Origin of the sequence: Thermoanaerobacterium sp. RBIITD (genome assembly GCF_900205865.1) — a bacterium.
In the GTDB taxonomy this organism is placed as follows: Bacteria; Bacillota; Thermoanaerobacteria; order Thermoanaerobacterales; family Thermoanaerobacteraceae; genus Thermoanaerobacterium.
The window spans coordinates 969,612-995,071 of record NZ_LT906662.1; the positions used below are offsets into that span (position 1 = coordinate 969,612).

General features: G+C 31.9%; 19 protein-coding genes. 1 reads left to right on the forward strand and 18 read right to left on the reverse strand.

What is annotated here, in order from left to right; translation table 11 throughout:
• Positions 1-38: 38 nt before the first annotated feature.
• The 12 genes from CPG45_RS04565 to CPG45_RS04620 form a co-directional block, all read right to left on the reverse strand.
• Positions 39-1,109, reverse strand: a complete 1,071-nt coding sequence (locus CPG45_RS04565; protein ID WP_096230832.1) for a Gfo/Idh/MocA family protein — start codon at positions 1,107-1,109, stop codon at positions 39-41.
• 76 nt (positions 1,110-1,185) lie between these two features.
• Entirely contained in the window at positions 1,186-2,397 is a 1,212-nt protein-coding gene (locus CPG45_RS04570) for a Gfo/Idh/MocA family protein (protein ID WP_096230833.1), read from the reverse strand.
• Between the two features lie 25 nt (positions 2,398-2,422).
• Entirely contained in the window at positions 2,423-3,511 is a 1,089-nt protein-coding gene (locus tag CPG45_RS04575) for a zinc-binding dehydrogenase (protein ID WP_096230834.1), read from the reverse strand.
• Positions 3,512-5,311: an FAD-binding protein gene (locus CPG45_RS04580; protein ID WP_231969008.1), complete on the reverse strand. Its 1,800-nt coding sequence runs from the start codon at positions 5,309-5,311 to the stop codon at positions 3,512-3,514.
• Between the two features lies 1 nt (position 5,312).
• Positions 5,313-6,458: a 4Fe-4S dicluster-binding protein gene (locus CPG45_RS04585; RefSeq protein WP_096230835.1), complete on the reverse strand. Its 1,146-nt coding sequence runs from the start codon at positions 6,456-6,458 to the stop codon at positions 5,313-5,315.
• Positions 6,459-6,511: 53 nt separating this feature from the next.
• On the reverse strand, positions 6,512-7,942 hold the full coding sequence (locus CPG45_RS04590) for a rhamnulokinase (RefSeq protein WP_096230836.1): 1,431 nt from the start codon (positions 7,940-7,942) through the stop codon (positions 6,512-6,514).
• A gap of 171 nt (positions 7,943-8,113) precedes the next feature.
• On the reverse strand, positions 8,114-9,391 hold the full coding sequence (locus tag CPG45_RS04595; RefSeq protein ID WP_096230837.1) for an L-rhamnose isomerase: 1,278 nt from the start codon (positions 9,389-9,391) through the stop codon (positions 8,114-8,116).
• A gap of 205 nt (positions 9,392-9,596) precedes the next feature.
• A complete protein-coding gene (locus tag CPG45_RS04600) occupies positions 9,597-9,923 on the reverse strand; it encodes an L-rhamnose mutarotase (protein ID WP_096230838.1) in 327 nt (108 codons plus the stop codon).
• Between the two features lie 221 nt (positions 9,924-10,144).
• Positions 10,145-10,873: a class II aldolase/adducin family protein gene (locus CPG45_RS04605; protein WP_096230839.1), complete on the reverse strand. Its 729-nt coding sequence runs from the start codon at positions 10,871-10,873 to the stop codon at positions 10,145-10,147.
• A 133-nt stretch (positions 10,874-11,006) separates the two neighbouring features.
• On the reverse strand, positions 11,007-11,768 hold the full coding sequence (locus tag CPG45_RS04610) for a DeoR/GlpR family DNA-binding transcription regulator (RefSeq protein ID WP_096230840.1): 762 nt from the start codon (positions 11,766-11,768) through the stop codon (positions 11,007-11,009).
• Between the two features lie 906 nt (positions 11,769-12,674).
• Positions 12,675-14,075 (reverse strand): glucuronate isomerase, encoded by a 1,401-nt coding sequence (gene uxaC / locus CPG45_RS04615; protein WP_096230841.1) that lies wholly within the window; start codon positions 14,073-14,075, stop codon positions 12,675-12,677.
• A 72-nt stretch (positions 14,076-14,147) separates the two neighbouring features.
• Positions 14,148-15,539 (reverse strand): family 4 glycosyl hydrolase, encoded by a 1,392-nt coding sequence (locus CPG45_RS04620; protein ID WP_096230842.1) that lies wholly within the window; start codon positions 15,537-15,539, stop codon positions 14,148-14,150.
• A 145-nt stretch (positions 15,540-15,684) separates the two neighbouring features.
• Between CPG45_RS04620 and CPG45_RS04625 the strand changes: the two genes are divergently transcribed.
• The gene (locus CPG45_RS04625; protein ID WP_096230843.1) at positions 15,685-16,518 is read left to right on the forward strand and encodes an AraC family transcriptional regulator; all 834 of its coding nucleotides are present in this window, start codon (positions 15,685-15,687) and stop codon (positions 16,516-16,518) included.
• A gap of 120 nt (positions 16,519-16,638) precedes the next feature.
• On the opposite strand, the gene CPG45_RS04630 is transcribed toward CPG45_RS04625, so the two are convergent.
• From CPG45_RS04630 to CPG45_RS04655, 6 genes are all read right to left on the reverse strand, one after another.
• A complete protein-coding gene (locus CPG45_RS04630; protein ID WP_096230844.1) occupies positions 16,639-18,126 on the reverse strand; it encodes a UxaA family hydrolase in 1,488 nt (495 codons plus the stop codon).
• An 18-nt stretch (positions 18,127-18,144) separates the two neighbouring features.
• The gene (locus tag CPG45_RS04635) at positions 18,145-19,593 is read right to left on the reverse strand and encodes a tagaturonate reductase (protein ID WP_096230845.1); all 1,449 of its coding nucleotides are present in this window, start codon (positions 19,591-19,593) and stop codon (positions 18,145-18,147) included.
• Positions 19,594-19,786: 193 nt separating this feature from the next.
• Positions 19,787-20,659: a glycoside hydrolase family 43 protein gene (locus tag CPG45_RS04640; RefSeq protein ID WP_096230846.1), complete on the reverse strand. Its 873-nt coding sequence runs from the start codon at positions 20,657-20,659 to the stop codon at positions 19,787-19,789.
• Positions 20,660-20,685: 26 nt separating this feature from the next.
• Positions 20,686-22,752, reverse strand: coding sequence for a glycoside hydrolase family 65 (locus CPG45_RS04645; protein ID WP_096230847.1), 2,067 nt, complete (start codon positions 22,750-22,752; stop codon positions 20,686-20,688).
• Positions 22,733-24,499, reverse strand: a complete 1,767-nt coding sequence (locus tag CPG45_RS04650) for a sensor histidine kinase (RefSeq protein WP_096230848.1) — start codon at positions 24,497-24,499, stop codon at positions 22,733-22,735. Before CPG45_RS04650 ends, CPG45_RS04645 begins: the two co-directional genes overlap by 20 nt.
• Before the next feature lie 20 nt (positions 24,500-24,519).
• Positions 24,520-25,308, reverse strand: a complete 789-nt coding sequence (locus CPG45_RS04655; RefSeq protein ID WP_231969009.1) for a response regulator transcription factor — start codon at positions 25,306-25,308, stop codon at positions 24,520-24,522.
• Positions 25,309-25,460: the final 152 nt, after the last annotated feature.

Here is a 25,460-nt window from a genome sequence, read left to right on the forward strand (position 1 = left end):
ACCTCCAAATTTATTATTTGTTATATTACAAGCCACATTTATTCAACCTTAATTGCACTAGTCTGTGCATCTAATGCTAGCTCTATAGCTTTAAATATGTGCTCTTGCGTCATGGCATTTTCCGTCCTGTTTAAGCAGTCCAGTATTAATTCACCAAAGAAAGGAAATCCCACTTTCCCCTTTACATCCATATGATATTCGCCATCTTTATTTGCTAAGTACACGTGGTCTGTCGTATTTTCTCTAGCAACATCGATGTACTTTCTAAGCTCTATATATCCATCTGTTCCTAATATAAATAACCTTCCATCGCCCCATGTGCCAAGCCCGTCTGGAGTGAACCAATCTAACCTGAAATAGCCTGTTGCACCATTATCGCCAACTAGTGTCACATCGCCAAAGTCCTCAAAAGTAGGGTACTGTTTATGATTGTAATTTGCTACTTTTGCTGATTGGACCTTTGCATCTTTTGCACCTGTGAAAAACAAAAATTGCTCTATCTGATGGCTTCCTATGTCGCACAGTATTCCTCCAAATTTGTCTTTTTCGTAAAACCAATCTGGCCTTCCTTTTCCTTCTCTATGCGGTCCCATGCCAATGACTTGTATTACTCGTCCTATTGCTCCTTTTTCTACCAATTGTCCTGCATAGACAGATGCTTCATTGTGAAGTCTTTCACCATAGTAGACAGCATATTTTCTCTTTGTCTTTTTCACTTTGTCTTTAGCTTGCTCCAGTTGTTCTCTTGTTGTCATAGGCGGCTTGTCTGCAAAGTAGTCTTTGCCAGCATCCATAGCTTTTAAGCCTATAGCGCATCTTTCTGATGGTATTGCAGCACTTGCTACCAATTTAACTGAGTTATCCATCAGAATTTCATCTTCTTCTCTGGCCTTTTTGGCAGTAGGAAATGCTTTTATGAATCTTTCAACTTTCTCTGGGTCTTTGTCATATACCCATTTTACTTCAGCACCTGCTTCTATTAGTCCTTTTGTCATTCCATATATGTGCCCATGATCTAGTCCAATTGCTGCAAATTCAAAATCTCCTTCACTGCAGACTTTTTGAGCCCTGCTTTTTGGCATATAGTACATACCGTTTTCTCTGCTCATTTGTATTCCTTCTTCCTAGATTTAAGCTACAATTTTAATACACATTTATAAGTTATATTGATTATCTAGCCTATGCTCATTTTTTAAATAAATCAAATTTCTCATAATTTTTCATACTAACCTTTTCCGTCTTTCTCCCCCAATTAACATTCATTTCTGAAAATAGTTTTTTGTTTTCGCTTGCATATTTAATTATCTCTCTTATATTCTTGATATAAGTAAATTTTTTCCCATTTTCTATGTTAACTTCGATAAACTCACTAGGAATATCAAAAATTTTTTTAGATGACTCAAAAGCCCCATTAGATGCAAGTACAAAATTTCTCGTAATTTCAACTGGGCAATATAATTCTTTACCTTCAAATAAATGTTCTATCATATTTTCATATATCTTAACAAATAAATCTTCTTTACCACCATCATATACTTCTTCATTCCCATCAAAATATTTTATAAGCAATTTGTTATCATAGTTCCAATATACCTTTGCTTCTTCAGCATCAATAATTATATATGGCGTCTCTTCTTGCATATTACATAGTGTCGAATAATAATATATTTCTATACCTTTTGTAGTTACTATCTTAACACAAGCTGTATCCTCACCTTCAATTCTGTGTCCATGATACAGCTCTGAAATTACCTCTTTGGGTTCTCCACCTCCTTTTTCTGAGGACTCAGCTATAATTAATTCATTATTCAATAGATGAGCTAACGGATTATTAATTGACCCATCTAATACATAATTATTATTAACAACTAGCTTACCGGCCCAATTATTTCTTTGGTAATAACTATCATCTCTTTTCCAACAGCCAACGCCTATAATTGCTCTAATCTTTCCTAACTTTCCTGATTTAATATATTCGATAAGTTTTCTAAAAGCTTTACCAGAAGTATTTTGAAAATCAACTGCGCAAATCTTATTGTAATTTCTTTTTGCTTCAATTATTGCATCAATATCTTGAATTGTAACAGCAGGTGGTTTTTCTAACAACACATTAAATCCTTGTTTTATTGCGTCTATTGCCATTTGAGCATGAAAATGAATAGGTGTAGAAATAACTACAAAATCCAAATCTTTCATTTCATTTAACATTTGCCTATAATCTTTATAATATTTAACTCCATTTAATGATAATTTATTTATTATATCTTTATTTTTCTCATAATTTACTTCAGCAATAGCTTTTAAATTCACCTTTTTCCCTTCTAATAAGCTTATTGATCTTAAATGAATACTACCAAAGCCACTAATTCCTATTAAACCTATTCCTGCTAAATTCAAAATGCTCATCCTCTCACTATTGATTTTAAGGTATCAATACAGACTTTACTGTACTTCTATTTGCCATATCCATCAAAGCTTGTGTAGCTTCAGATAATTTATATTTATTTGTTATCATTTTTTTAAACAATTCCTTATTATTTAATACTAAATTAGCTGCCATATAAAGATGTTTTGTATCACTTACCCAAATACCTTGATATCTTAAATTTTTTCTTGTTATATCATAATAACAATCAATTGTCACTGTGCCATTTGGATCGCCAAAACCAAGCGACAAATAATTTCCTCCATTTCTAACTAACTTAATTCCTTCGCTAACTGCAGATGGATGACCTACCGCTTCAATTGCTAAATCTACACCCTTTCCTTTTGTTATATCCATAATAATTTCTTTTCTTTGCTCTAATGTAGTTAACTTTCTATCAAGCACAATAGTTGCACCAAATTCCTTACACATATTTAATCTTTCTTTCGTGCCACCAATTACAACAATATTTTGTGCTCCATATTCTTTAGCAAACAATATCGCATAAAGTCCAATAGGTCCTGGACCTTGGATTAAAACAGTATCACCAATATCAGGTGAAATAGTGTCAAATGCATGTGCACATGTTGCTCCAGAACATGATGCTGACACTAATACTTCTGGTTCAATATTACTTTCTATCTTTAACACTTTGGTATTTTGGTCAAGATATATATATTCAGAATAGCATCCTCTCAAATAAGGTGGTTGATTGCATCCCACACTTATTCCATATGTCCATCTGTCTTGGCACAAATATGGTTCCTTTTTAACTGTACAATAATAACATTTACCACAAGTTACGCCTCTATCCCAAATTATTAAATCCCCTTCTTTTAGCTCATAACCATAAATATCTTCCCAATTTCCTGAAATCGCTTCAACCCGACCAACACCTTCATGACCAACAATCATTGGTAATTTCGCTCTTGGATCATTACCTTTGAATATATGTGCATCAGATCCACATACTCCAGCAGCTTCTATCTTAACTAAAAGCTCACCATCTTTTGGTAATTTCAATTCAAATTCCCTCATAACAAGAGGTTTATTGAATTCTTCGAGAACCATTGCACGTGCTTTCATCTATATCGCCTCCAAATCTTGCGGCTTTATAGGTTCAATCCTATTTACTTCAATTTCGTTTTTTTTGTTATCAAGTTTGCAAACGTGATAAAAATTATATTTCTCATTTCTTGGCTTCGGCAATAAATCATCATATCTTTCAAACATAAGATGTGGTCCACGGCTTTCCTTACGTAATATACAACTTTTTACAATAGATTCCGAAGTCAGAAGCATATTTTTAAACTCTAAAAGACTTGTATATTCAATTGGTTTTATTTGTTTTGCTTTTAATTCATTTATAATGTCTAATGCTATTTGTAAACCATCAGGATACCTTATTACGCTTGCATATAAATCCATTATATTTCTAAGCTTTTCTTTTGCTTTTTCTAATTTTATTCCACTTTGGGAAATAAAATCTTTATAACTTTCAAATATATAACGTGCTTTAAGAAGTCCAACATCCTCGTCTAAATCTACACTTAAAGAAAATTCAAAAGCATTTTCCCCTGCAATTTTGCCAAAAACCTGAGTATCCAAAAGTGAATTCCCACCTGGTCTATTTGCTCCATGTTGCCCCCCTGCACATTCACCACATGCATATAAACCTGCAACATTTGTTTGAGCTTTCTGTCTTATTTTTACTCCACCTTGAAAATGTTGAATAGATGGTTTAATTTCCAATAGATCCTTTTTTAGATCTATTCCCCTTTCTGAAAACCACTTTATCGTTTGCGGATTTATTTCTTGTAATCTATCAATTGGAGTTAATCTACAACTCGTCAATTCCTTTATCTCATCATAATATTTCTTTTTTAAATCATCTCTTAAATATTCAAATTTAAATCCACTAGGGTTCTGTTTAAAATCCAGAAAAACTCTATTTCCCCTCATTATTTCCCTAAAAACAGCAACATCTATATTCCAAGTTTTGTGTTCAGCACTAATTGGCCATGTTGAACCTTTTTCAAATATATCATAAAACGTTATACCATAGTTAATTAAAAATTCTTCTCCATTTTCATTAATAAACCTTGGTATACATCTCATTATACTTCCAGAACACGCAATCTTTGTTTTTGGTGATGCTAAACCAATTTGAATGAATTCCATATTAACAAGCTCTGCACCAGCCCTTAATGCCATTGCATATCCATCACCGGTCATCCTTATTGGATAAACATTATTGCCATAAATCTCCCCTGCTCCACCTGTTGCTAATATTACAGATTTTGCAAGAATAATTATTTCATGTTCATCTATAAACCCAACTGCACCAAAAACTTTATTATTTGCTACAATTAAGTCACTTACCATTACATTTTCTAAAACTTCAATTTCTTTAATTTTACTAATTCTTTTCATAAGAGCCTGTTCTATTTGAACTGCAGTATCAGGCCCAGTAAAACAAGCCCGAGCATATATCGAACCATCAGTTACAAACTGAGACGGTATATCATTTTCTTTGACAAATGGTACTCCTAATTTTTCTAAATAATAATAAGCTTCTGATGAATTTTTTGCTAAAACTTCAGCCAAGTCATAGTCGGAAACAAATCCGCCAATCTCATAAATGTCTCTAGCGTGGTATTTCCAATTATCATTTAATCGTGGACTAGTTGTAGGAAGTGTTACATGAAAAGCCATTCTATCGGAATAGGCTAATGCGGTTGTACCACAAGCTCCAAGTCTTCCTTTAACTGCAATAATTATTTTTATATTTTTCTTTGAATTATATGCTCTTTCATAAGCTGCAATTGCCGCTCTAAGTCCTGCACCACCACCACCTATTACCAAAACGTCAGCTTTATATATCACTTTAATTTCTCTCCTTTTCAACCATTGAAATTGCATTAACAGGACAAACCTCAATGCATAATCCACACCCATCACAATTTTCTTTTATCATAAATTTTTCTTCATCGCTTTTAATTGCATCATATATACAAACATTAAAACACTTTCCACAACCAATACATTTGTCCTTATTTATACTTGCAGCTCCCCAATGTCTTCTATCAACCGATTCCATATCAAGAATTTTATCACAAACTTTGCCTTTAAAATCACTAATGTTGCTATATCCTTTCCTATCTAAATATTGTTCTAAATATTTATTTATTTGTTTTATTACATCATAACCATTTAAAAATACTGTTGTAACAATTTGAACAGCAGATGCTCCAGATAATATGTATTTAATAGCATCTTCACCATTCATTACGCCACCACTAGCACTTATACTACACTTTAATTTAGGCGATACAGCACTTATCCATCTTAACCCATACATAATGGCCCACGGCCCACCATGTCCTGCATATCCACCATGTAAAATTGGTATCTCTTTTTCTATATCTATATCAAGACCTGTAAATCTATTAAACATAACAAGCCCATCAGCTCCTGCCTGTTCTAGCCTCAATGCATCGGATCCTGGATTTGCAGATTGCGGTGTCATTTTGGGTATTACAGGTATCTTAACGTTATGTTTAACAATATGCGTTGTATGCACCATTTCTTCAATAATGTTCATACCAGACATAATGTGTACTCCATGAGGGCATGAAAGATTAAGCTCTATTGCATCAGCTCCCGCTTTCTCCATTAATTTGCTATATTCAATCCATGCATCATCCGTATAACAATTAATACTAGCTATAACAGGTATACTCAATTTTTGTTTTACATTAAAAATAAATTCTGCATATTCTTGTGGATTCAATTCACTTGCCTGCTCATATGTGTAAAACGTAAATGTATTAGTATGTTTTACTATCTTAAATCGAGGTGTCGGTGATTTTCTAGATATTTCCTTTTGAAATAAACTTTTAGTTACTACAGCACCTGCTCCGCATTCTTCCGCTCTTTGCAACAATTCAATAGAACCAGTTATACCAGCAGAACCTATAATTATAGGCGTTTTAAGCTTTAAATTAGCATAAGTCGTAGATAAATTTAACATTTTTATTTCCCCCTCATAAAGATTTATAACTAAAAATAATAAAAATTTGTATACTATTCAATTGGTGTAGAATACCTCTCTTGTTCTATAGAATTCTTTATTATCTTTCTGCCCTCTTTTAAATCTTTTATAAATCCCAATCCTATAAGTTGAACTATGCTATTACCATAAACAGATGCTTCTATCGGTCCAGTTACGACTGTCTTACCTGTAATGTCCGCAGTTAATTTGCATAAGAACTTATCCTGAATTCCTCCGCCGACCATTTGAATAGTATCTATATTTTTACCAGTTATCTCTTCTAAATGATTTACGCAATTTTTATATTGCTCTACTATGCCATTGTATGCAGCTCTTGCAATATCACCCATGTCTTGTGGTAAACCCTGCCCTGTCTGAATGCAATATTGTTTTATAGCTTCAACCATGTTATCAGGTGCCATAAATAATCTATCATCAGGATTTATTATAAATTCTTTGTGCTTAGATTTAGATGCTATCTGGCTGATTTCTGAAAATCCTATTTTTATACCATTTGAATTCCAACTTTGTTTTAATTGCTGAATTATCCATAATCCATTAATATTTTTCAATAATCTTATATATCCTTCCACACCGCCTTCATTTGTAAAATTATATTTTTTTGTATATTCATTTATTAAAGGATGATCGCTTTCAATACCTAATAGCGACCATGTTCCGCAACTCAAATAAGCACTTGTACTGCTTTCAAGCGGTGTACCTGCAACTGCTGAAGCCGTATCATGACTTCCAACAGAAATCACTGGAACATTAGATAGTCCCGTTTCTTCCCGAATTTCTTTTGTTAAATAACCTATTATATTCCCAGGCATTAATATTTTTTGAAAAATGCCTTCCGGTAAATTTAACTTTTTTATAAGATCGATCGCCCAATCTTTTTTTTCAGCATCTAACATCTGAGAAGTTGAAGCTACAGTATATTCGTTATATTTCTCATGTGTAAGATAAAAATTAAATAAATCTGGTATAAATAATAATGTCCTCGCATTATTCAATAATTCTGGACGTCTTGTTAAATCACAATACAATTGAAATATTGTATTAAATTCCATAAACTGTATACCAGTAACATTATAAATCTCTTCTAATGGCAATATCTTTTCAACATCTTTTATTATTCCATTTGTTCTTTGATCTCTGTAATGAACCGGGTTTGATATCAATTGATCATTTTTATCAAGCAACCCATAATCAACGCCCCATGTGTCTATGCCAATACTTGATATTTTAATTTTTCTTTTGGATATTAATTTTAATCCGTTTTTTAATTCATGAAAAAGTCTTAAAAAATCCCAATAAAGTGTTCGTCCCATTCTAACTGGTTCATTTTGGAATCGATAAACTTCTTCAAGTGTAATTTTTTCGCCATCAAATTTCGACAACATAAGGCGTCCATTTGAAGCACCAAAATCAAAAGATAAATTATATACCTCATCTTTCATAATTAACTATACCATCCTCTAAGTTTTTTAATTATTTCTTGATTTATTTAAATAATAATTTAAATAGAATAATAATACTTAAAAACAATTTAGTTCTTCAACCTACAAAAGATAAAAGCTTTTCAACTTTTTCAAATTTATAAAAATGGTTTGCTTTAATTAAACAATAATTTAATTCCTATGTTTAAGAACTTTATTTTCGTACTCATCTACCAAGTTTATCCACGATGTTCCAATCGGAACATTTTTATCCATGCAGTATTTATTCCATACAGCATAAAACGGCAATGCTTTAAATTCCTCCATCAATGCAAGCCTGTTACCTAAATTTCCTTTGTTCTCTTGTTCAACAAGCAAATGTGTAGGTTCCAGCAAAGATATTAAAATCGCTTTTAATGTAGCCCTTGCTCCTACAACCCATGCTGCTATTCTATTAATACTTGCATCAAAAAAATCAAGAGCAATATATACTTTATCGTATGCATTGCATCTTTTTATTTCTTTAGCTAATGAAAGTAATTCGTCATTTAATATAACAACATGATCACTATCCCAGCGCACTCCACGACTTACATGTATCAAAAGATTATCACTAAATGTCAAAATTGATGATATTTTATCGGCTACGCTTTCTGTAGGATGAAAATGTCCCATATCAAGACATAGCATTATATTATTCTTTAGAGCATAGCCAAGATAGAATTCATGTGATCCAACAACATAACTTTCGGATCCTATACCAAAAAGTTTGCTTTCAACAGAATCTAACATATTTGACTTTTCATATTTTACTGCAAATATCTCATCCAAAGATTCTTTAAGAAGCTTACGATGCTCAATTCGATTAGCAGGTAGATCTTTTGAACCATCAGGGATCCAAATATTATTAACACATTGATTGTTTAACTCTTTGCCAATTGCATTTGCTATTTCACGACTTCTTTTACCATGATTTATCCAAAATTTTCGAATCTTATCATCCTTACTTGATAAAGTATAACCCGAATTCGCTTTTTGATGTGAAAAAAATGTTGGATTGAAATCAAGCCCAATTCCTTTCTCTTTTGCCCAATCTATCCATTTTTTAAAATGTTCAATTGATATCTGATCTCTGTCAACAAATTCGCCATCAGTTTCTGCATATATTGCATGTAAATTTACCCTATGTTTGCCTGGTATAAGACTTAAAGCCATTTCAATATCTTCCCTTAGTTCAGCACCATTTCTCGCTCTACCCGGCCAATTTCCTGTCGCAACTATTCCTCCTCCAGTTAGTCCATTAACACCTTCTTCAAAACCAATTACATCATCGCCCTGCCAACAATGAATTGAGATGTGTATTTTATCCATCTCTTTTAAGATTTCATCAGTATTAACACCGAATTCTGCATACATTTCTTTTGCATGATCATAAGCACTGTAAACTTTATCTTCATCTACTCTATACATTTAAATCTTCCCCTTGATAATATTGTAATATTTTAATAAATATTATAATCTTGAAATTTTATAGTTTTTATAAAATTTGTCTCTGTTTATACTTTAATACCAAATTGTTTCTTCCTATTGAATTCTTAATATATAATTAAAACAACCATTTTTTCTAGAAAATATTATCCCATCAATAAGACTTGGCAGGTTTTTAAAAAATATATTATTTTAAATAAAACACTTCACGCATAGGTTTTATTGGTTCTGTTTCACTAAAATCAAAAGATCCTTCCACCATTTTTGATGTAATAGCATTCCATTTATTGCATATTTCACTTTTTGCAATATAATCAAATGCAGCCTTAACATCATCACATTCAAAACAATAGAAAAATTGATTCCCATTTTGAAAAATTGAATAATTTCTTATTCCAGCCTTATGGTGTTCTTCTAATATTTCAGGCCATGGATTAAGGTGCATTTTTACATATTCATCTAAGTACTCTTCTTTTACTGTCCATGTCCAAGCAAATTTATTGCTATTAACCATTTAAAACACTCCTCCCTAAACGCCTCATGCGTTTATGCAAGAGGCCAAACCTCCCATCTTCGAATTTATCTTCAACATTACCAGTAGTTTTTTCTTTAAATAAAGCGTCTGCTATATACCCTGCAAGGTACACAACATCAATTGAGTTCCACAGATACACCTACTGGCAAACAACATTTTTAATGTGTGCAGCCATTTCGCTATTTACAATCTCAGAAATATCATCTTTTTTTACTCGATTCAGTAACTCTCTTATTAGTACTGCATTCCAATGTATTACATAAATCACCAGGATGTCTCCCCTGTATACCAAGTTTTTGCCTTATTTCATAGAGACGCGCTACCTGACTATCAGATAATTCCTTTGGACCTCCAAGAAGTGTAGAAATGAAAGTCAATTTTGCATAAAACTCAAGTGATTCCATTTTATAATATGCACTTATTAAATCTGCTCCGTATGTCAATGCGCCATGATTTTCCAAAAGCAACGCATCATAATTCTGCAGATATTTAGATATAGCATCTGGTATTTCATTAGTAGAAGGTGTTCCATATTCTGCTATCGGTACACAACCCAGTGAAATGACCGCTTCCGGCATTATCGGCTTTGTAAGTGGAATACCCGCGATTGCAAAGCTTGTTCCATATGGTGGATGCGCATGAACAACAGATTTTACATCTGGCCTTTCTTTGTATACTCTTAAATGCATTTTTATTTCTGATGACGGTTTATATTTTCCTGTTGATGATAAAACCTCTCCGTTCATATTAACTTTAACCAACATATCTGGCGTCATAAAACCTTTACTAACTCCCGTTGGTGTAGCTATTATTTCGTTGTCATTTATCTTTACCGTAATATTACCATCATTTGCTGCTACAAATCCATTCATATAGATACGCTTTCCTATTTCGCAAATTTGCTTTTTAACCTCATATTCCGAAAACACTTATAGACCCCCTTTTAATTTGTTGTTTTATTTTTGTTTTTCTTCGTTTTATTTTATTTTAGCAATGTATTTCTAGAATGTCAATAATAATTTGCATATAAAATAAAAAAAATCCACAAAATGCGTGGAACAATTAGCAATACATTAATCTAATATTTTGTTTTTGCAAAAATTCTTCCCATTCAAGCGATAATTTTCTGTCAGTAAACAAGTAATCTACTTTGTTAAAATCCAACATTTTTACAAATGATGATTTATCAAATTTTGTATGATCCACCAACAGAAATACTTTTTCTGCTGCGTTCGCCATTGCTTTCTTTATTTCTGCTTCCATTTCATTGGACTCGGTAATTCCTCTATCCATATCAAAACCCTTACATGAAATTATCGCCTTGTCTACACAAAAATTTTTTATTGCATCTTCCGCCCAGTGCCCAATTAACGACATGGAATTAGCTTTTAATACTCCTCCTGTTGATATTACTTTACAATCCTTTGCATTTGAAAGCTCAAATATCACTTTTTCCGAATTTGTTATAACTGTAATTTTCCTTTTAAATTTTATTTGTTTTGCAACTTGAAGTACGGTAGAGCTTGAATCAAACAACAGCGTATCACCGTCTTCAATATTTTCAGCTACTTTAAGCCCTATTGTCTGTTTACCTTCAATATTCGTTATTTCCCTAATATTGAGGGGTATATCCACGCTTGTGCTTTCGTTTATTACTGCCCCACCATAGGTCCTTTTTAAAAGTCCTTCAGATTCAAGCTTTTCCAAATCTCTCCTTATTGTTTCTTCCGTTACTTTAAAAAGTTTGCTCAACTCTGGAACTAAAACACTTTGATTTTCCTGTAATAAACTCATAATCCTTTTTCTGCGTTCTATAGCAAGCATATCATATTCCTCCAGATTTATTTTAATTCAATTATAGACTAAGATTTAACAAAAAACAACATCTGCAAAAATATAAAATTTAAAACAACAGCTATCAAAAAACAATATAAATTAATACACAAAAAACAATATAGTTAAATACCTTAAAAATCGATTTAAATTACTTATAGATTTATTTGACTTTTAAAAAAATTAATGCGTAATTATTTATAAAGATTTTTGTTTATATTACATTTTATTTACTTTTATTTTAATGTAATTGTAAAGTTACATCAATATGTTTTCTGAATTAACACTCTTTTCGCTAATCTTTTTTGAGGATCTCCAGGCATTAATGGAGGTTACCTACATGAACAAGCAAATTTCATTTTTTAATTTTTGCTAGTTTTAATCAACTTGTAAAAAACACTAAGCCACAACTACTAGATCTCTTTGATAAATTTGTTGATATTGATGAACTATTACCTTTATCTTGGATCAACCACTATTACAGGATACTGACCAAACATGCTAATTCACTATATTGACGTAACTCCTCCAATGCTTTATATCATTGATACTAATACTTTAGTTATTTATCAGAAATAAATTTAGCAGTAAGTTTTATTTGCTTTGTAAAAATCTGTTCCTTTATAATTAGGTTCATCATTCAAAGAAATCGCAAAACCTTTAAATCTGATTTTTTCTTAGCAGATGCTGCTCATTTTCTACCATTCATCACAAGATAGTTATACAATTACCTATATAAACAAATCCAGTACAACATAAATCTATGTTTTACTGGATTTTATCAAGAGTTAATTATAATATTTATATTTTACATAAACTTAAAAATTTCTGCATGAAAATTAATAATTAATTATAGCTTTGTAATAAACCTCTTTTTACAATAATAATATAACATTGCTAAAACTTAAAATATTCTTTGGCATTATAATAGCATATATCTTTGACAATTTTTCCCAATAGCTCCATGTCATATGGAACTTCTCCATTTTCTACCCATTCACCAATTAAATTGCAAAGCAATCTTCTAAAATATTCATGCCTTGTATATGACAAAAAACTTCTTGAATCTGTTAACATTCCAACAAAGCGGCTTAATAAGCCAGTATTGGCAACTGTTTTCAACTGCTCCAAAATCCCATCTTTATTGTCGTTAAACCACCAAGCTGATCCCAACTGCATCTTTCCAGGTATTCCACTCCCTTGAAAGCTCCCAATAATACTTCCAAGTACATAATTATCATTTGGATTTAATGAATATACTATTGTTTTAGGTAATGAATTTTCCATTTCTAAAGTATTTAAATATTGACATACATGATATGCAATATTGTTATCATTTATAGAATCGTAACCAGTATCAGGGCCAAGCACTTTAAACATTTTTGAATTATTATTTCTTAATGCATTTATATGCAATTGCATTGCCCATCCCAATTTTGAATAAAGTCTGCCTAAAAAAATCAGAGTATATGTTTTATACTTTTCTATTTCCTCTTCACTTAATTTTTCATTATGTATTGCTTTATTAAAAATTACAGATACTTCATCCTTAGTTGTCCACCTATAAACTATGTTGTCTAATGCATGATCTGATAATCTACACCCATTAGCATGAAAATAATTTACCCTGGATTCTAAAGCTTCTAAAAAGTCATCATAATTTTTTATGGTTTTTCCATAAACATGGCTTAATTTATCAATCCATAGCAAAAAAGTATCTTTTTCAATTTGAATTCCCTTATCAGGTCTAAATGCAGGGATAACCTTGACATCAAAATCTTTGCATTTTTTTAGTTTTATATGATACTCAAGGTTATCAACTGGATCATCTGTTGTACATATTACCTCCACATTTGATTTTTTTATTATATCTCTTGCTCCAAAACCTTCTTTATTTAATAAGGCATTTGTTTTTTCCCAAATAGCTGGTGCTGTTTTTTCATTTAAAATTTCGTAAATTCCAAAATATCTTTGCAGTTCTAAGTGGGTCCACTCATATAGTGGATTGCCGATTGTCATTGGAACAGTTTTAGCCCATGCCATAAATTTATCATAATCACTTCCATCACCGGTAATGTACTTTTCATCAATACCATTCGCTCTCATTAAACGCCATTTGTAATGATCACCATATAACCATATTTCAGTTATATTTTTGAATTTTTTATTTTCATATATTTCTTTTGGATTTAAGTGGCAGTGATAATCAATTATTGGCATATCCTTTGCATAATTTTCATAAAGGTCTTTTGCTACTCTATTTGATAATAAAAAGTCTTCATTCATGAATTTATTCAATATTAACACCTCATTTCATAATTCGTAATCAAAATCCAATGAAAGGATTTAACTCCATTATACAACTAATTTTTATAAATTCCATCCATTAAGATATTCTTTTGTATTCTCAAGCATACTATTAAATAGCTCCTTGGCATCATTTAGAGATATTGTAACAAGGGGATCATTTACAAAAGCACCAAAAGCCATATCATAGTCTTTCTTCAAAGCAGCTTTTAGTGTTGCCTCTTGATTATAAACCTGCCTCAGGACAAGGCTATTAACAGCATCAGGTAATCTTCCAGCTAAAACAGGTTTCAATCTATTACTCGAAAATAAAGCATTTGTTTCTACAACAGCACCATACGGTATTCCTTCAATCTGACCATAATTTGGCATATTGACATTTGTCACTAAATCTTCAAGACCCAGCAATGCTTTTATTTGTTTGACGCCTTCTTCACCTGTATCTTTTAGCTCAAATTTTTCTTCGCCTGATACGAGCTTTTTACTCCTTTCAAGCCTATGTTTTAGATCTTCTATTCTCCAGCTTACAGGTGTTAAACCAAACATCCACTCTTTAACAGTCTCAGGGTCTTTGAGATACCAATAACCTGGTACAAACTCTGCAAGGTGCCTATCACCTGCTGCCGCAATTATACCATATCTTAAGAACAGGTCAAATTTGACTCTTTCAGCAGAAACAAATGAATTATTCATCCAATTGTCATTTTCATTTCCTTGAAAACCACTTTCATAGTATTTATCCACGAATTCTTTGTATATAGGCATTAAATCTATACCCTTATATCTGGCATTATCAATCCATGTAAAATGATTTATTCCAAGAACATTTATTTTTATATCTTTCCTTGGAACCTCATCAATACCTTTTATATCCATTAAAGCTTTTGATAAAAGTTTTTGTGTTCCAAATACTTCATGGCAGCATCCAAATGCTTTTATCTGTGGAAATACTTCATATAATGTCCTTACGCAAAGTGTCATTGGATTAGTATAATTTATTACCCATGCATTCGGACAATACTCCTTAATTGCCTTAGCTATATCTACAAACATAGGTATAGTCCTCAAAGCTCTTACGATTCCACCAGGTCCTACAGTATCACCAACGGATTGGTAAATCCCATATTTTTCAGGCATGTGTACATCTGATTCCATTTCTTTGAATGTTCCAGGTAGAATAGATATTATTACAAAATCAGCATCTGACAGTGCTTCTTTAAGAGATTCATATGCTTTATACTTCCATTTCCCTTTAACATCTTCACGTCCTGATAATGAATTGCCTATTAATTCATTATCATGTGCTGCTTTATAATCTATGTCATATAGTTTTACTGTGCCTGAAATACTTCCTTCCTGCGCTAAATCGCTCATCAGATTCCATGCCCAGCCTCTTGATCCACCTCCTATATATGCTATATTTAAATCCTTTACTTTATCATCAACATATCTCATGCAAATCAACTCCTAGATTATTATTTATTTTTATTATAAAGCAAATAAAGACAATTATCAGTACATTTTTTGCTTAATTACATTGCTTTTATACATTTATTGACTTATAATAGATGTAGATTAGTATAAATATAGGGTGAAAAATATGGATTCAGGGCTTAAAAAAGATTTCGATATAGAATACCTTAAAGAACATAAATCTATAAATATGCCATCACAGCACTTTCATGATTATTTTGAAATATATTATCAGCTATCAGGGCAGAGATATTATTTTATTGATGATAGGGTATATTATGTTAAAGAAGGTGATATTGTTCTCATTAATAGTTATGCCCTGCATAAAACTGCTTATGCAGGTACACCAAACTACAGCAGGATTTTAATTTATTTTAGGAAAAGCTTTCTTGATGGTTTTCTGCAAAATATAAATGATATAGACTTATTTTATTGTTTTGAAAAAAAAATTAATATCATCTCGATTAATTTAAGCAGCCAATCATATGTAGAAGGTATTTTATTTAAAATGCTTGATGAAAACAAAAAACGTGAATCAGGCTATTTAAGTATCTCAAAAATTTATTTGATTGAATTATTAATATTTTTATCAAGATATGCTCTTAATTCTCCTGTAAAAGATATACGCTATCATAATATAATGCATAAAAAAATATCGGAAGCTGTACAGTTTATAAATGCTAATTACAACAAAACATTTTCCTTAAAAGAAATTTCACAAATGTTTAATATAAGTCCTTTTTATTTTTGTAGAATATTTAAAAAAGTTACAGGCTTTACATTCATAGAATATTTAAATGCTATAAGAATTAAACATGCACAGCTTCTTTTAAAAGAATCAGATCAAAGTATTACAGAAATAGCTCAAAAAGTCGGCTTTGAAAGCGGAACACATTTTAGCAGGGTTTTTAAAAATATTATGCACATATCTCCTTTAAAATACAGAAAGAAATATAAATAATATATTTTGCGCTAATCTGACTTTAGTACCCCTCTAAACTTTATATTGTTTGTCACCTATGCTTAACCATATGTCAAATGCAGTTGGGTTGAAAATACTTAAAGCTATTATTGAATAAAATCATAATGTAATGCCTGATTTAAATATGGCTAATTCTCTAAAATTATTTATTTCATTATTTACTTTTTTCCCACTTGCAACACTTATAATCAATTTAATTAGATTTTCTATTAGAATATCTATAGAAGTATTTTCAATCATACTACCTGCATTAAAATCAATCCAATGTGGTTTTAATTTATATAGATCTGTATTTGTCGATATCTTTACAGTAGGTACAAATGTCCCAAAAGGTGTACCTCTACCTGTTGAAAATAATACCATCTGACACCCTGATGCAGCTAATGCTGATGTGGAAACCATATCATTTCCCGGCGCGCTTAAGAGGTTTAAACCATGTTTCTTTAATGTTTCACCATATTTTAGTACATCGACTACTGATTCAGTACCGGCTTTTTGAATGCATCCCAATGATTTATCTTCAAGTGTCGTTATACCACCCGCTTTATTGCCAGGCGAAGGGTTTTCATATACAGGTTGATTAAACTTCATATAATATTCTTTAAAATCATTGATTAAATTGACCTCTTTTTTAAACACTTCTTCGTTTATAGCCCTTTCCATAAGTATGGTTTCAGCACCAAACATTTCAGGCACTTCTGTTAAAACTGTCGTACCCCCCTGAGCTATGATAAAGTCTGATATCTTTCCGATGAGATTATTTGCTGTTATTCCAGAAAACCCATCAGAGCCACCACATTTAAGCCCTATCTTTAATTCAGATAATGGTATTTCTTCTCTTTTGTCATTTTTCATATTGTCATATAGTTCTTTTAATAATGACACACCTTCATCTATCTCATCATTCACTTCCTGTATTACTAAAAATTTTATTCTTTTCTCATCATAGTTTCCAAGATATTTTTTAAATTCACTTATATAATTGTTTTCACATCCAAGTCCTAATACCAATACTCCACCTGCATTTGGATGCTTTGCAACATTACATAATATTGTCCTTGTATTAGCATGGTCATCGCCAAGCTGTGAGCAACCATAATTATGCTTTAAGACATTTGTATTATCTATTTGAAGTTTACCTATTTCTGATTTAAATTTTTTCATTATATTATCTGCTATTCCATTTACACAGCCAACAGTCGGAACTATCCATAATTCATTTCTTATACCGACATTTCCATCTATCCTTTTATAGCCATTAAAAGTTAGATTTTTATTTTCAAAGGTGTTTTTTATAAGCTTTTGATTAAATCTATATTCATTTATACCACTTAAGTTTGTTTTTATATTATGTGTATGAACCCATTCGCCTTCTTTTATAACTTTTATCGCATGTCCTATTGGAAAACCATATTTTATAATTTTTTCATTTGTATTTATATTTTTAATTGCTATTTTATGCCCTCTATTAACATCATCAATTAATTTTATTTTTTTGTTGTCAACTTCTATAAAATCATTTTTTGCTAAATCCTGAAGTGCAACAACAACATTGTCATTATCATCAATTTTAATAAATTTTTTCATAAGATTTCACCCTTAGTATTATAAAGTTTTTAAAACTGCATCTTTTATTCCTATTTTTTCAATCATTATTAAATCATCCGATACAGCATCAGTTAATCCCTCTATTTTATTAAGATCCATCTTCCAATTCTTTTCATAAGATAATACAGACCTAACTATATTTTTTAAACCTTCTTCGGTTCCATCATAATTGCTCCATAATGTTTTATACAAGAATAGTATATCTGGATTATCAGCTAAATTAATATTCTCACCATTTCTTTTACCTTTATAAAATTCAATTAATGCCGCAAGTGAAAATACTAATTTTTTTGGAAGTTCTTTTTTTCTATTTATATATTCCAAAAGGGATGGTAAATCCCTTGTTTCAAATTTTGACATTGAATTCAATGCAATACTCATCAGATAATGTTTTATAAACGGATTTTTAAATCTTTCTAGTACGTCATCGGCAAACTGGAGTAATTCTTCTTTTGGTAAATCAAGTGTTGGTATTATTTCATCATATATTACTCCCTTTACGAATTTACCTATTACTTCATGCTCAACTGCTTCTTTTACAGTATTAAGACCATATAGATAGGCAACCGGAACTAAAGCAGTATGTGCTCCATTCAAAATCCTCACTTTTCTTGTCCTGTATGGTTCTACATCATTGACAAATTTTACATTAAGGCCGGCTTTGTCAACCGGAAATTCATTTTTTATCCACTGAGGTCCTTCTATTACCCATAAATGAAATAACTCACCGACATCAACGAGGCTATCTTCATATCCAAGTTCCTCCGTAATTTCATTAATGGTATCCTTTGGATATCCAGGTACAATCCTGTCTACTAAGGTATTTGTAAAAATATTCGCTGTATTTATCCAATTAGTAAAATCATTATTTAGATTCCATAATTTTGAATATTTTAGAACTATTTCCTTAAGCTTGTCGCCATTCCTGTCTATTAGTTCACATGGCATTATTATTAAGCCCTTTTCTTTGTCACCATTAAAAAATACAAATCTTTTATATAAAAAAGCAGTAAGTTTTCCCGGATAACTATTTTGCGGTTTATCTTCCAATTTGTCATTTTCATCGAATTCAATACCTGCTTCAGTAGTATTTGAAATAATGAACCTGATTTGCGGATTTTCTGCAAGATTTATGAATTCTTCATAATTTTTATAAGGATCTATACCCCTGCTTATACTATTTATGATGGAATGCTCTTTTATTGGTTTGCCATTCTTCACGCCCTGCAAATATAATGTATATAATCCATCTTGTTTATTTAATACATCCACACGACCTGTTTTAATTGGTTGGATCACTACTACGCTACCGTCAAAACCTGCTTCTTTATTCATTTTATCGATCTGCCAATCTACAAAAGCCCTTAAAAAATTGCCCTCACCAAATTGTAGTATTTTTTCCGGATACGTTTTATAATTTTTGTAAATACTCTTATTTAATCTCATGTTTATTCCTCCATATCACAAATATTGTTCTCGTTGTGCAATACATTTAATTTTTATTATAAAGCAATTAAATACAATTATCAGTACATTTCTTGCTTATCTGCGTTGCTTTTATACATATATTGACTTGTAATAGAAAAGATTTATTTAAGGTTTTTCACTGTATAAATTGCCATTCTATAATTTAAAATAATTACTCTATCTCCCTTTCATCCACCTTGATGAAAATAGGCCTCTCCTTTCCCCTTTCATTGGGTGTGTGTATTGTAAGCATGAGTTCTCCTTCAAAAGTTCTAAACAGCATACCGTGGCCGCCGTCCCTTGAAAATATAGGAGTTTCTTCATTAACCCACGGGCCAAGAATTTTTCCTGTTGTGGAATGGGCAATTCCTATTGCATAAGTATTGTTTTCAACAAAGCTCGACCATATCATAAGAAGTTTTCCATTTGATGATTTGTATATAAAAGGCCCGTCTGTTACAAAACAATCATGACCGTCTACGACTTTTATGCTTTTTGCCCAATGAGCATCTGAGGCTTTAAAAAGCGTTACAGGTTTGCTTGCGGCCGATTTTAAATCTCCTGTTAATTTTGCTGCACATATTTCTCCGTCATATATCTGTACCCATTCATGGCAAAATATAATCCAAGGCTCCCCATTTTCATCTATAAATAGAGTACCATCAAGGCACATCCATTCCTTTGGAGTCACAGGACCCATACTCCATGGAGTGAAAGGCCCTGTTATTTTATTAGAAGATAATATCTGCGTACCTCTATTTTTGCCATCTGCAATGAAAGTTGCAAGCATGTAATATCTTCCATTATATTTGTGGACTTCAGGAGCCCAAAAGTTTCTATCCCATCCAAAATCTTTTCTCGGACGAAATGCTACAAATGGTCCTTCAAAGTTCTCAAGATCAGTGGTTGTGTAATAATCAAAACCCGTTGCTTTCTCATCGTTCCAGCAATTAATATCAGTTGTCCCAAACAAATAATATTTTTTTTCTTCCTTCATGGGTACAATAAAAGGATCTCTTATATAAATGTCTTCTCGTTTAATCATGTGTAATACCTCCAATTTAAATCAAATTACATCATAGGCTCTAAACCTTCCCATTCAACATTCCACTTTCCATCCCTAGGAAATCCAGGAGCATTCTTTTCATGGCAGCCGTCCCAGCCTGAGGCCATCATAGCAACAGCTGTCAGAAGTCCACCATTTCCAGGTAAATATACTGGCAAGTCATCATTTGGAATCTGGCTGTTGTGACCATTTGGCATATAAGTGTTTTTTGGACACTCCATAAGAAGTACATCTACTGCTATTTCAGGTTCTTCAAGTCTGGCAGCTGTCATAGCAATCATTGGAAAATCCCATCCCCACATTTCTTCCATTTGCCAGGAGTCTAATACCTTATTCAATGTATTTTTCATTATGCCTTTATCAACTTTGTGACCGGGAAGTACTCCCAAAGCTCCAAGCATTGAAGGATGGTCAAAATTAAACTTAGTAAATGTATCCGAACATCTTTCATGGGATAAATATACTCCATCTTTAACAGGGAGGGAAGCCATTTTCTCTGAGATCTGCTGCCATATTGGATTGATGCTAAGACCCATGCGTAATCTCCAGTTATTTGCTATTTGTAATGCAAATGAAAAGTACTCTAGCTCAAATGTCGGGTTAATGGCTACATCAGGATCATGATTTTCCTGTACAGGAATTAAAGGAGGCCCAAGTACATATCTGTCATTGTCTTTATCATATATCGTATATGAGGCAAGAAAGTCTGCGGTTTCAAATACTATATCCTTAAAAATATCCAATGTTTCAGGACATGGCTTATCCCTGTAAATAAGTTCTCCATACATAATTGGATGGGGCTGCTGCCATATAAGCAATGGGCCTATAGATGAAGGACTATCAATACCATTTGGCCCCACCATCTTAGGCCAGCGGGCACCTTTGTAGCCTTGGGATTTTGCTAAATTTTTGGCCTCATGGAGTATATATTTGTACCACCACATACTCTTTCTAAGTAAATAAGTTCTTCCCCATAGTGCAAAATGTGCAACATGCCACAAATGCATCTCAAGGTGAAATTTGCCATACCAACTGTTGCATGTAAGCCCAGTCTCTTGAGGCGGCATGGAACCAGAACATTGTATGGCTGTAAGGTATTGTGAAAGTACAACCCTTCTTTCCAGTTCAAAAGCCCTATTGTCAGTACATTTTGAAAAGTCTATAGCACCACCGTTATTCCAAAATCGTCTCCAGTGCTTCTTACAGAGATTTTCACTTTCTTCAAATAAAGGCATATGCCCATATGGCCTGGATTTAGAAAATAAGCATGAAAAATTAAAGCTGTCTTCATTTTTACACTGACTCACCGTAAAATAGTTTTTGCCTTTCCTTTTTACATTGACTCCATCTGAAAATCCAATTCTCACAAAATAAAAATCTCTGTCAAGTGTCCTCATTAGGTCCATGATATTTTCACTATAGTCTATAATATCTGTATTATGTAGTTCATCGTGGGTCCAGTCTGCTCCTGATTTCTCAGGTGAGCCATATGGAAATTTAATATCCACTGAAAGACGACCTTTTTTAATGAGATCTGACTTCACAGAAATTGCTATTATATCTTTTTCAGGATGGCAAAGAGTTTTCACAATCACAGGTATTCCTTCCACCTTAAATTCACTTGTCAAAATACCATTCCATAGGTCCAATGTTTGATTGATTTCCTCGATACACTCTATTTTGGCTTTGTCACCATTGGAAAGGGTTATATTCAGCCCTATATTTCCTAAATGAAACCTGTGAGGATTAACCCTGAGCCAATCAAATATTTCCTCCTGATTATCTCTCAATGTCGCATATCCCACTTTTCGTCCGTATGTATTGTAATATTTAAGCTTTAAATCCTTTATGGTGTAAAATCCCTCTTCATTCTTAGCAGGAATTGTATGAAATCCCCACTGTACCATGGTACACAAGGGCACTACCTTATATTCATCAGAGAATGTTTGCATACCTGTTATATCAGCAGTAAATGCAATTTCCCCATTTCCTATCGATAGAGGAGATAGGATATCAACTTTGTTGAGAACTACATTGTGCCTATTTACTAATTCATATCGATTTATTGTCATGAGAAACCTCCTTTGATTTATATGGAAAGGTTATATAAACAGCAGTCCCCATTCCAAATTTGCTTCTAATTATTATATTATATTTATCATCATATAAGAGCTTCAGCCTTTCTTTTGTATTCATTAGGCCTATATGCTCTTGAAAATCAAAATCTGATTTAAGCTGCTCCCTTATCTGACTCAGTTTTTCCTTGCTTATTCCAAGGCCGTTATCTACAACTGCGATTTTTATTTCACCATCACGCTTGTGTTTTATCCTGATTTTAATAACTCCCCTCCCTTCCTTTTCCTTTAAGCCATGATAAATAGAATTTTCAATAAGGTGTTGAAGCATAAGCTTCATTACCTTACATGGCAGCAGGCTCTCATCATAGTCCCACATTACTTCAAACTTGTCCCTATAACGTACTTTTAGTATATCAATATAGGATTTTGTGTTATCAATTTCCTCTTTTAAAGTTACAGTCTCATTTGGATTGCTAAGTAAATACTTTAAAATCTGGGACAAGTTTTCTATCATTTTTGTTACATTATTAGGCCCCCCTGTGAGTGCCAAAGTTTTTAAATAGATTGTTTCCATAGTATTAAACAAAAAATGTGGACTAATCTGAGACTGCAGAGCTAAAAGCTCCATGGCCTGCATCTTGTATTTTTTCTCAGACAGCTGCAATTTTAAATAATTTTGTTCCATGTAATTTGTAAGTATATTGTATGTTATATAGCTGTAATCATCCTTATACTCTGGCGGTAAAGGCGGGAAAGCATTGGTAGATTTTGCAGAGTCTATAATGTCGATAATTTTCCTTATATTGGTATAATTCCTTTTGGTAATATTGTACGTGAGGAATATCACAAATAAAATTGATAAGGCAAGCAATAATAAAGTAATCTTCAATAGCATTATAGGAACTCTATAAAGATATTCCCTCGGTACGATGGATATATATTTTATATTGTAGTCTGCTGACTTTAATTCTGATATTATGTTGTTATCTTTATATTTATTGATATCCACAATGCTTGGGAAATTGCCGCTGCTATTTTGGCATATTAAGCGGTTATTTTCATCGAGAATAAGTACCTTTTGCTCGGGAATTATTGTCGAAGCATTGAGAAACCTTTCAATGTAGTCAAGGTATATATTTAGCACCAATACTCCATCGCTTTTACCATTGTAAAGGTCGTTAACTTTCTTAAATATGCTAAGAACTCTTATTCCTTTTTCATTAAAGTTGTATAATTTCAAATCTCTAACTTCTACCCATGACAGCTTGTCATCTGGAGAATTTAAAAAACTGTCAAACCATTTCTTGTCATAAAACCTATCAAGTGATGTAATCCCATCTGAAGAAGCTAAAAAGTTTTTATTTGGGTTCTTGAAATAAAGATAGATAGATTGAATATATGGTTTTGAGAACGAAGTTGAATTAAGAAGGCTTTCAATCATATTAAGGCGCCATGTATCCTCAAGGGAATACTCAGAAGTATTTAAGATTCTTTTTAAATACATAGTCACATCTTTATTTGTACCAAAGGTTAAATAAATTTGATTAATCTCATTTAATAAAAACTCTACGTCCTCACTATTCCGCTTTAACGTTTCATTACTATTTTTATTTATTTCTTCGCTTACATACCGCTCTGTAATGATGATTGAAAGCGATCCAAGTATTATAACGATGACAAGAAGGGGGATTGATAAAATTAATAGATTTTTATAAAAAAACTTCTGACTGATTTTCTTCATAATCTTATCCCACCTCCCAATTACTTTTCTGAAATTACATATTCTCTCGGCGATTTCCTATAAAACTTTTTAAATGCCCTTGTAAAGTTTTTTGGGTTTTTGTACCCCACCATGGAACTAACCTCATATGTTTTATATAAAGGGTTTTTTAAAAAATCTGCTGCTTTTTTCATTTTAACCTCTGTGAGGTAATCTGAAAAGTTTTTACCTGTCTTTTGCTTAAAAAATTTACTCAAATAATAAGGATTCATGTAAACTATTTTTGCAGCATCTTCCAAGGTTGCATCTTTATAATTTTCTTTTATATATTTTTTAATGATTGATATTATATCACCTTGGCCACCACTTTCATAGATAGTTTCATTTTTAGACTGTGCTTTCATCTCATCATATTGCTCACTGTCAAGCTCCCTTTTAATTTTATTGAAAACCTCTACAATCTCGCTATACTTTGTTGGTTTAACTATATAGTCCTTCACACCATATCTCAATGCCTGCCTTGCATATTCAAACTCAGTGTAACCACTTATAATGACCATTTTAACATTAATATTGCTTTCAGAAATAACTTTTGCAAGTTCAAGGCCAGACATAACTGGCATTTTTATATCGCATAAAACAGTATCTACATGATTCTTAGATATATAGTTCAGGCATTCTTTGCCATTTTCAAATTGTCCAACCACCTCAAAGCCGATGTCTTTCCACGGGAAGTAATTTGCCAAGCCCAGCCTTATTTCGTATTCGTCTTCAACAATAATAAGCTTATATATAAATACCACCTCCATCTCCAATAATAACTTATCCATTATTTAATCTCGCTATAGTTATTTCTGAATACATTATCAATTTAAATTATAGCATACTAAATAATAAGTTAAAATAATTAAGCTATGCTAATTAGTATCAATTTTTTATATTGTTGTATAAAATATGATACCATTTAAATTTTAAACCAATC

Coding starts and splice junctions, on each gene's coding strand:
- CPG45_RS04590 (WP_096230836.1), bottom strand. CDS start 7,942: ATGAAAGATGAGGTATATAATTTATCTTTTGATTTTGGTGCTTCAAAT.
- CPG45_RS04655 (WP_231969009.1), bottom strand. CDS start 25,308: ATGGATAAGTTATTATTGGAGATGGAGGTGGTATTTATATATAAGCTT.
- CPG45_RS04565 (WP_096230832.1), bottom strand. CDS start 1,109: ATGAGCAGAGAAAACGGTATGTACTATATGCCAAAAAGCAGGGCTCAA.
- CPG45_RS04600 (WP_096230838.1), bottom strand. CDS start 9,923: ATGGTTAATAGCAATAAATTTGCTTGGACATGGACAGTAAAAGAAGAG.
- CPG45_RS04650 (WP_096230848.1), bottom strand. CDS start 24,499: ATGAAGAAAATCAGTCAGAAGTTTTTTTATAAAAATCTATTAATTTTA.
- CPG45_RS04595 (WP_096230837.1), bottom strand. CDS start 9,391: ATGTATAGAGTAGATGAAGATAAAGTTTACAGTGCTTATGATCATGCA.
- CPG45_RS04575 (WP_096230834.1), bottom strand. CDS start 3,511: ATGAAAGCACGTGCAATGGTTCTCGAAGAATTCAATAAACCTCTTGTT.
- CPG45_RS04635 (WP_096230845.1), bottom strand. CDS start 19,593: ATGAGATTAAATAAGAGTATTTACAAAAATTATAAAACGTATCCGGAA.
- CPG45_RS04610 (WP_096230840.1), bottom strand. CDS start 11,768: ATGCTTGCTATAGAACGCAGAAAAAGGATTATGAGTTTATTACAGGAA.
- CPG45_RS04640 (WP_096230846.1), bottom strand. CDS start 20,659: ATGATTAAACGAGAAGACATTTATATAAGAGATCCTTTTATTGTACCC.
- CPG45_RS04630 (WP_096230844.1), bottom strand. CDS start 18,126: ATGAAAAAATTTATTAAAATTGATGATAATGACAATGTTGTTGTTGCA.
- CPG45_RS04585 (WP_096230835.1), bottom strand. CDS start 6,458: ATGTTAAATTTATCTACGACTTATGCTAATTTAAAGCTTAAAACGCCT.
- CPG45_RS04620 (WP_096230842.1), bottom strand. CDS start 15,539: ATGAGATATGTTGATGATAAAGTAAAGGATTTAAATATAGCATATATA.
- CPG45_RS04625 (WP_096230843.1), top strand. CDS start 15,685: ATGGATTCAGGGCTTAAAAAAGATTTCGATATAGAATACCTTAAAGAA.
- CPG45_RS04645 (WP_096230847.1), bottom strand. CDS start 22,752: ATGACAATAAATCGATATGAATTAGTAAATAGGCACAATGTAGTTCTC.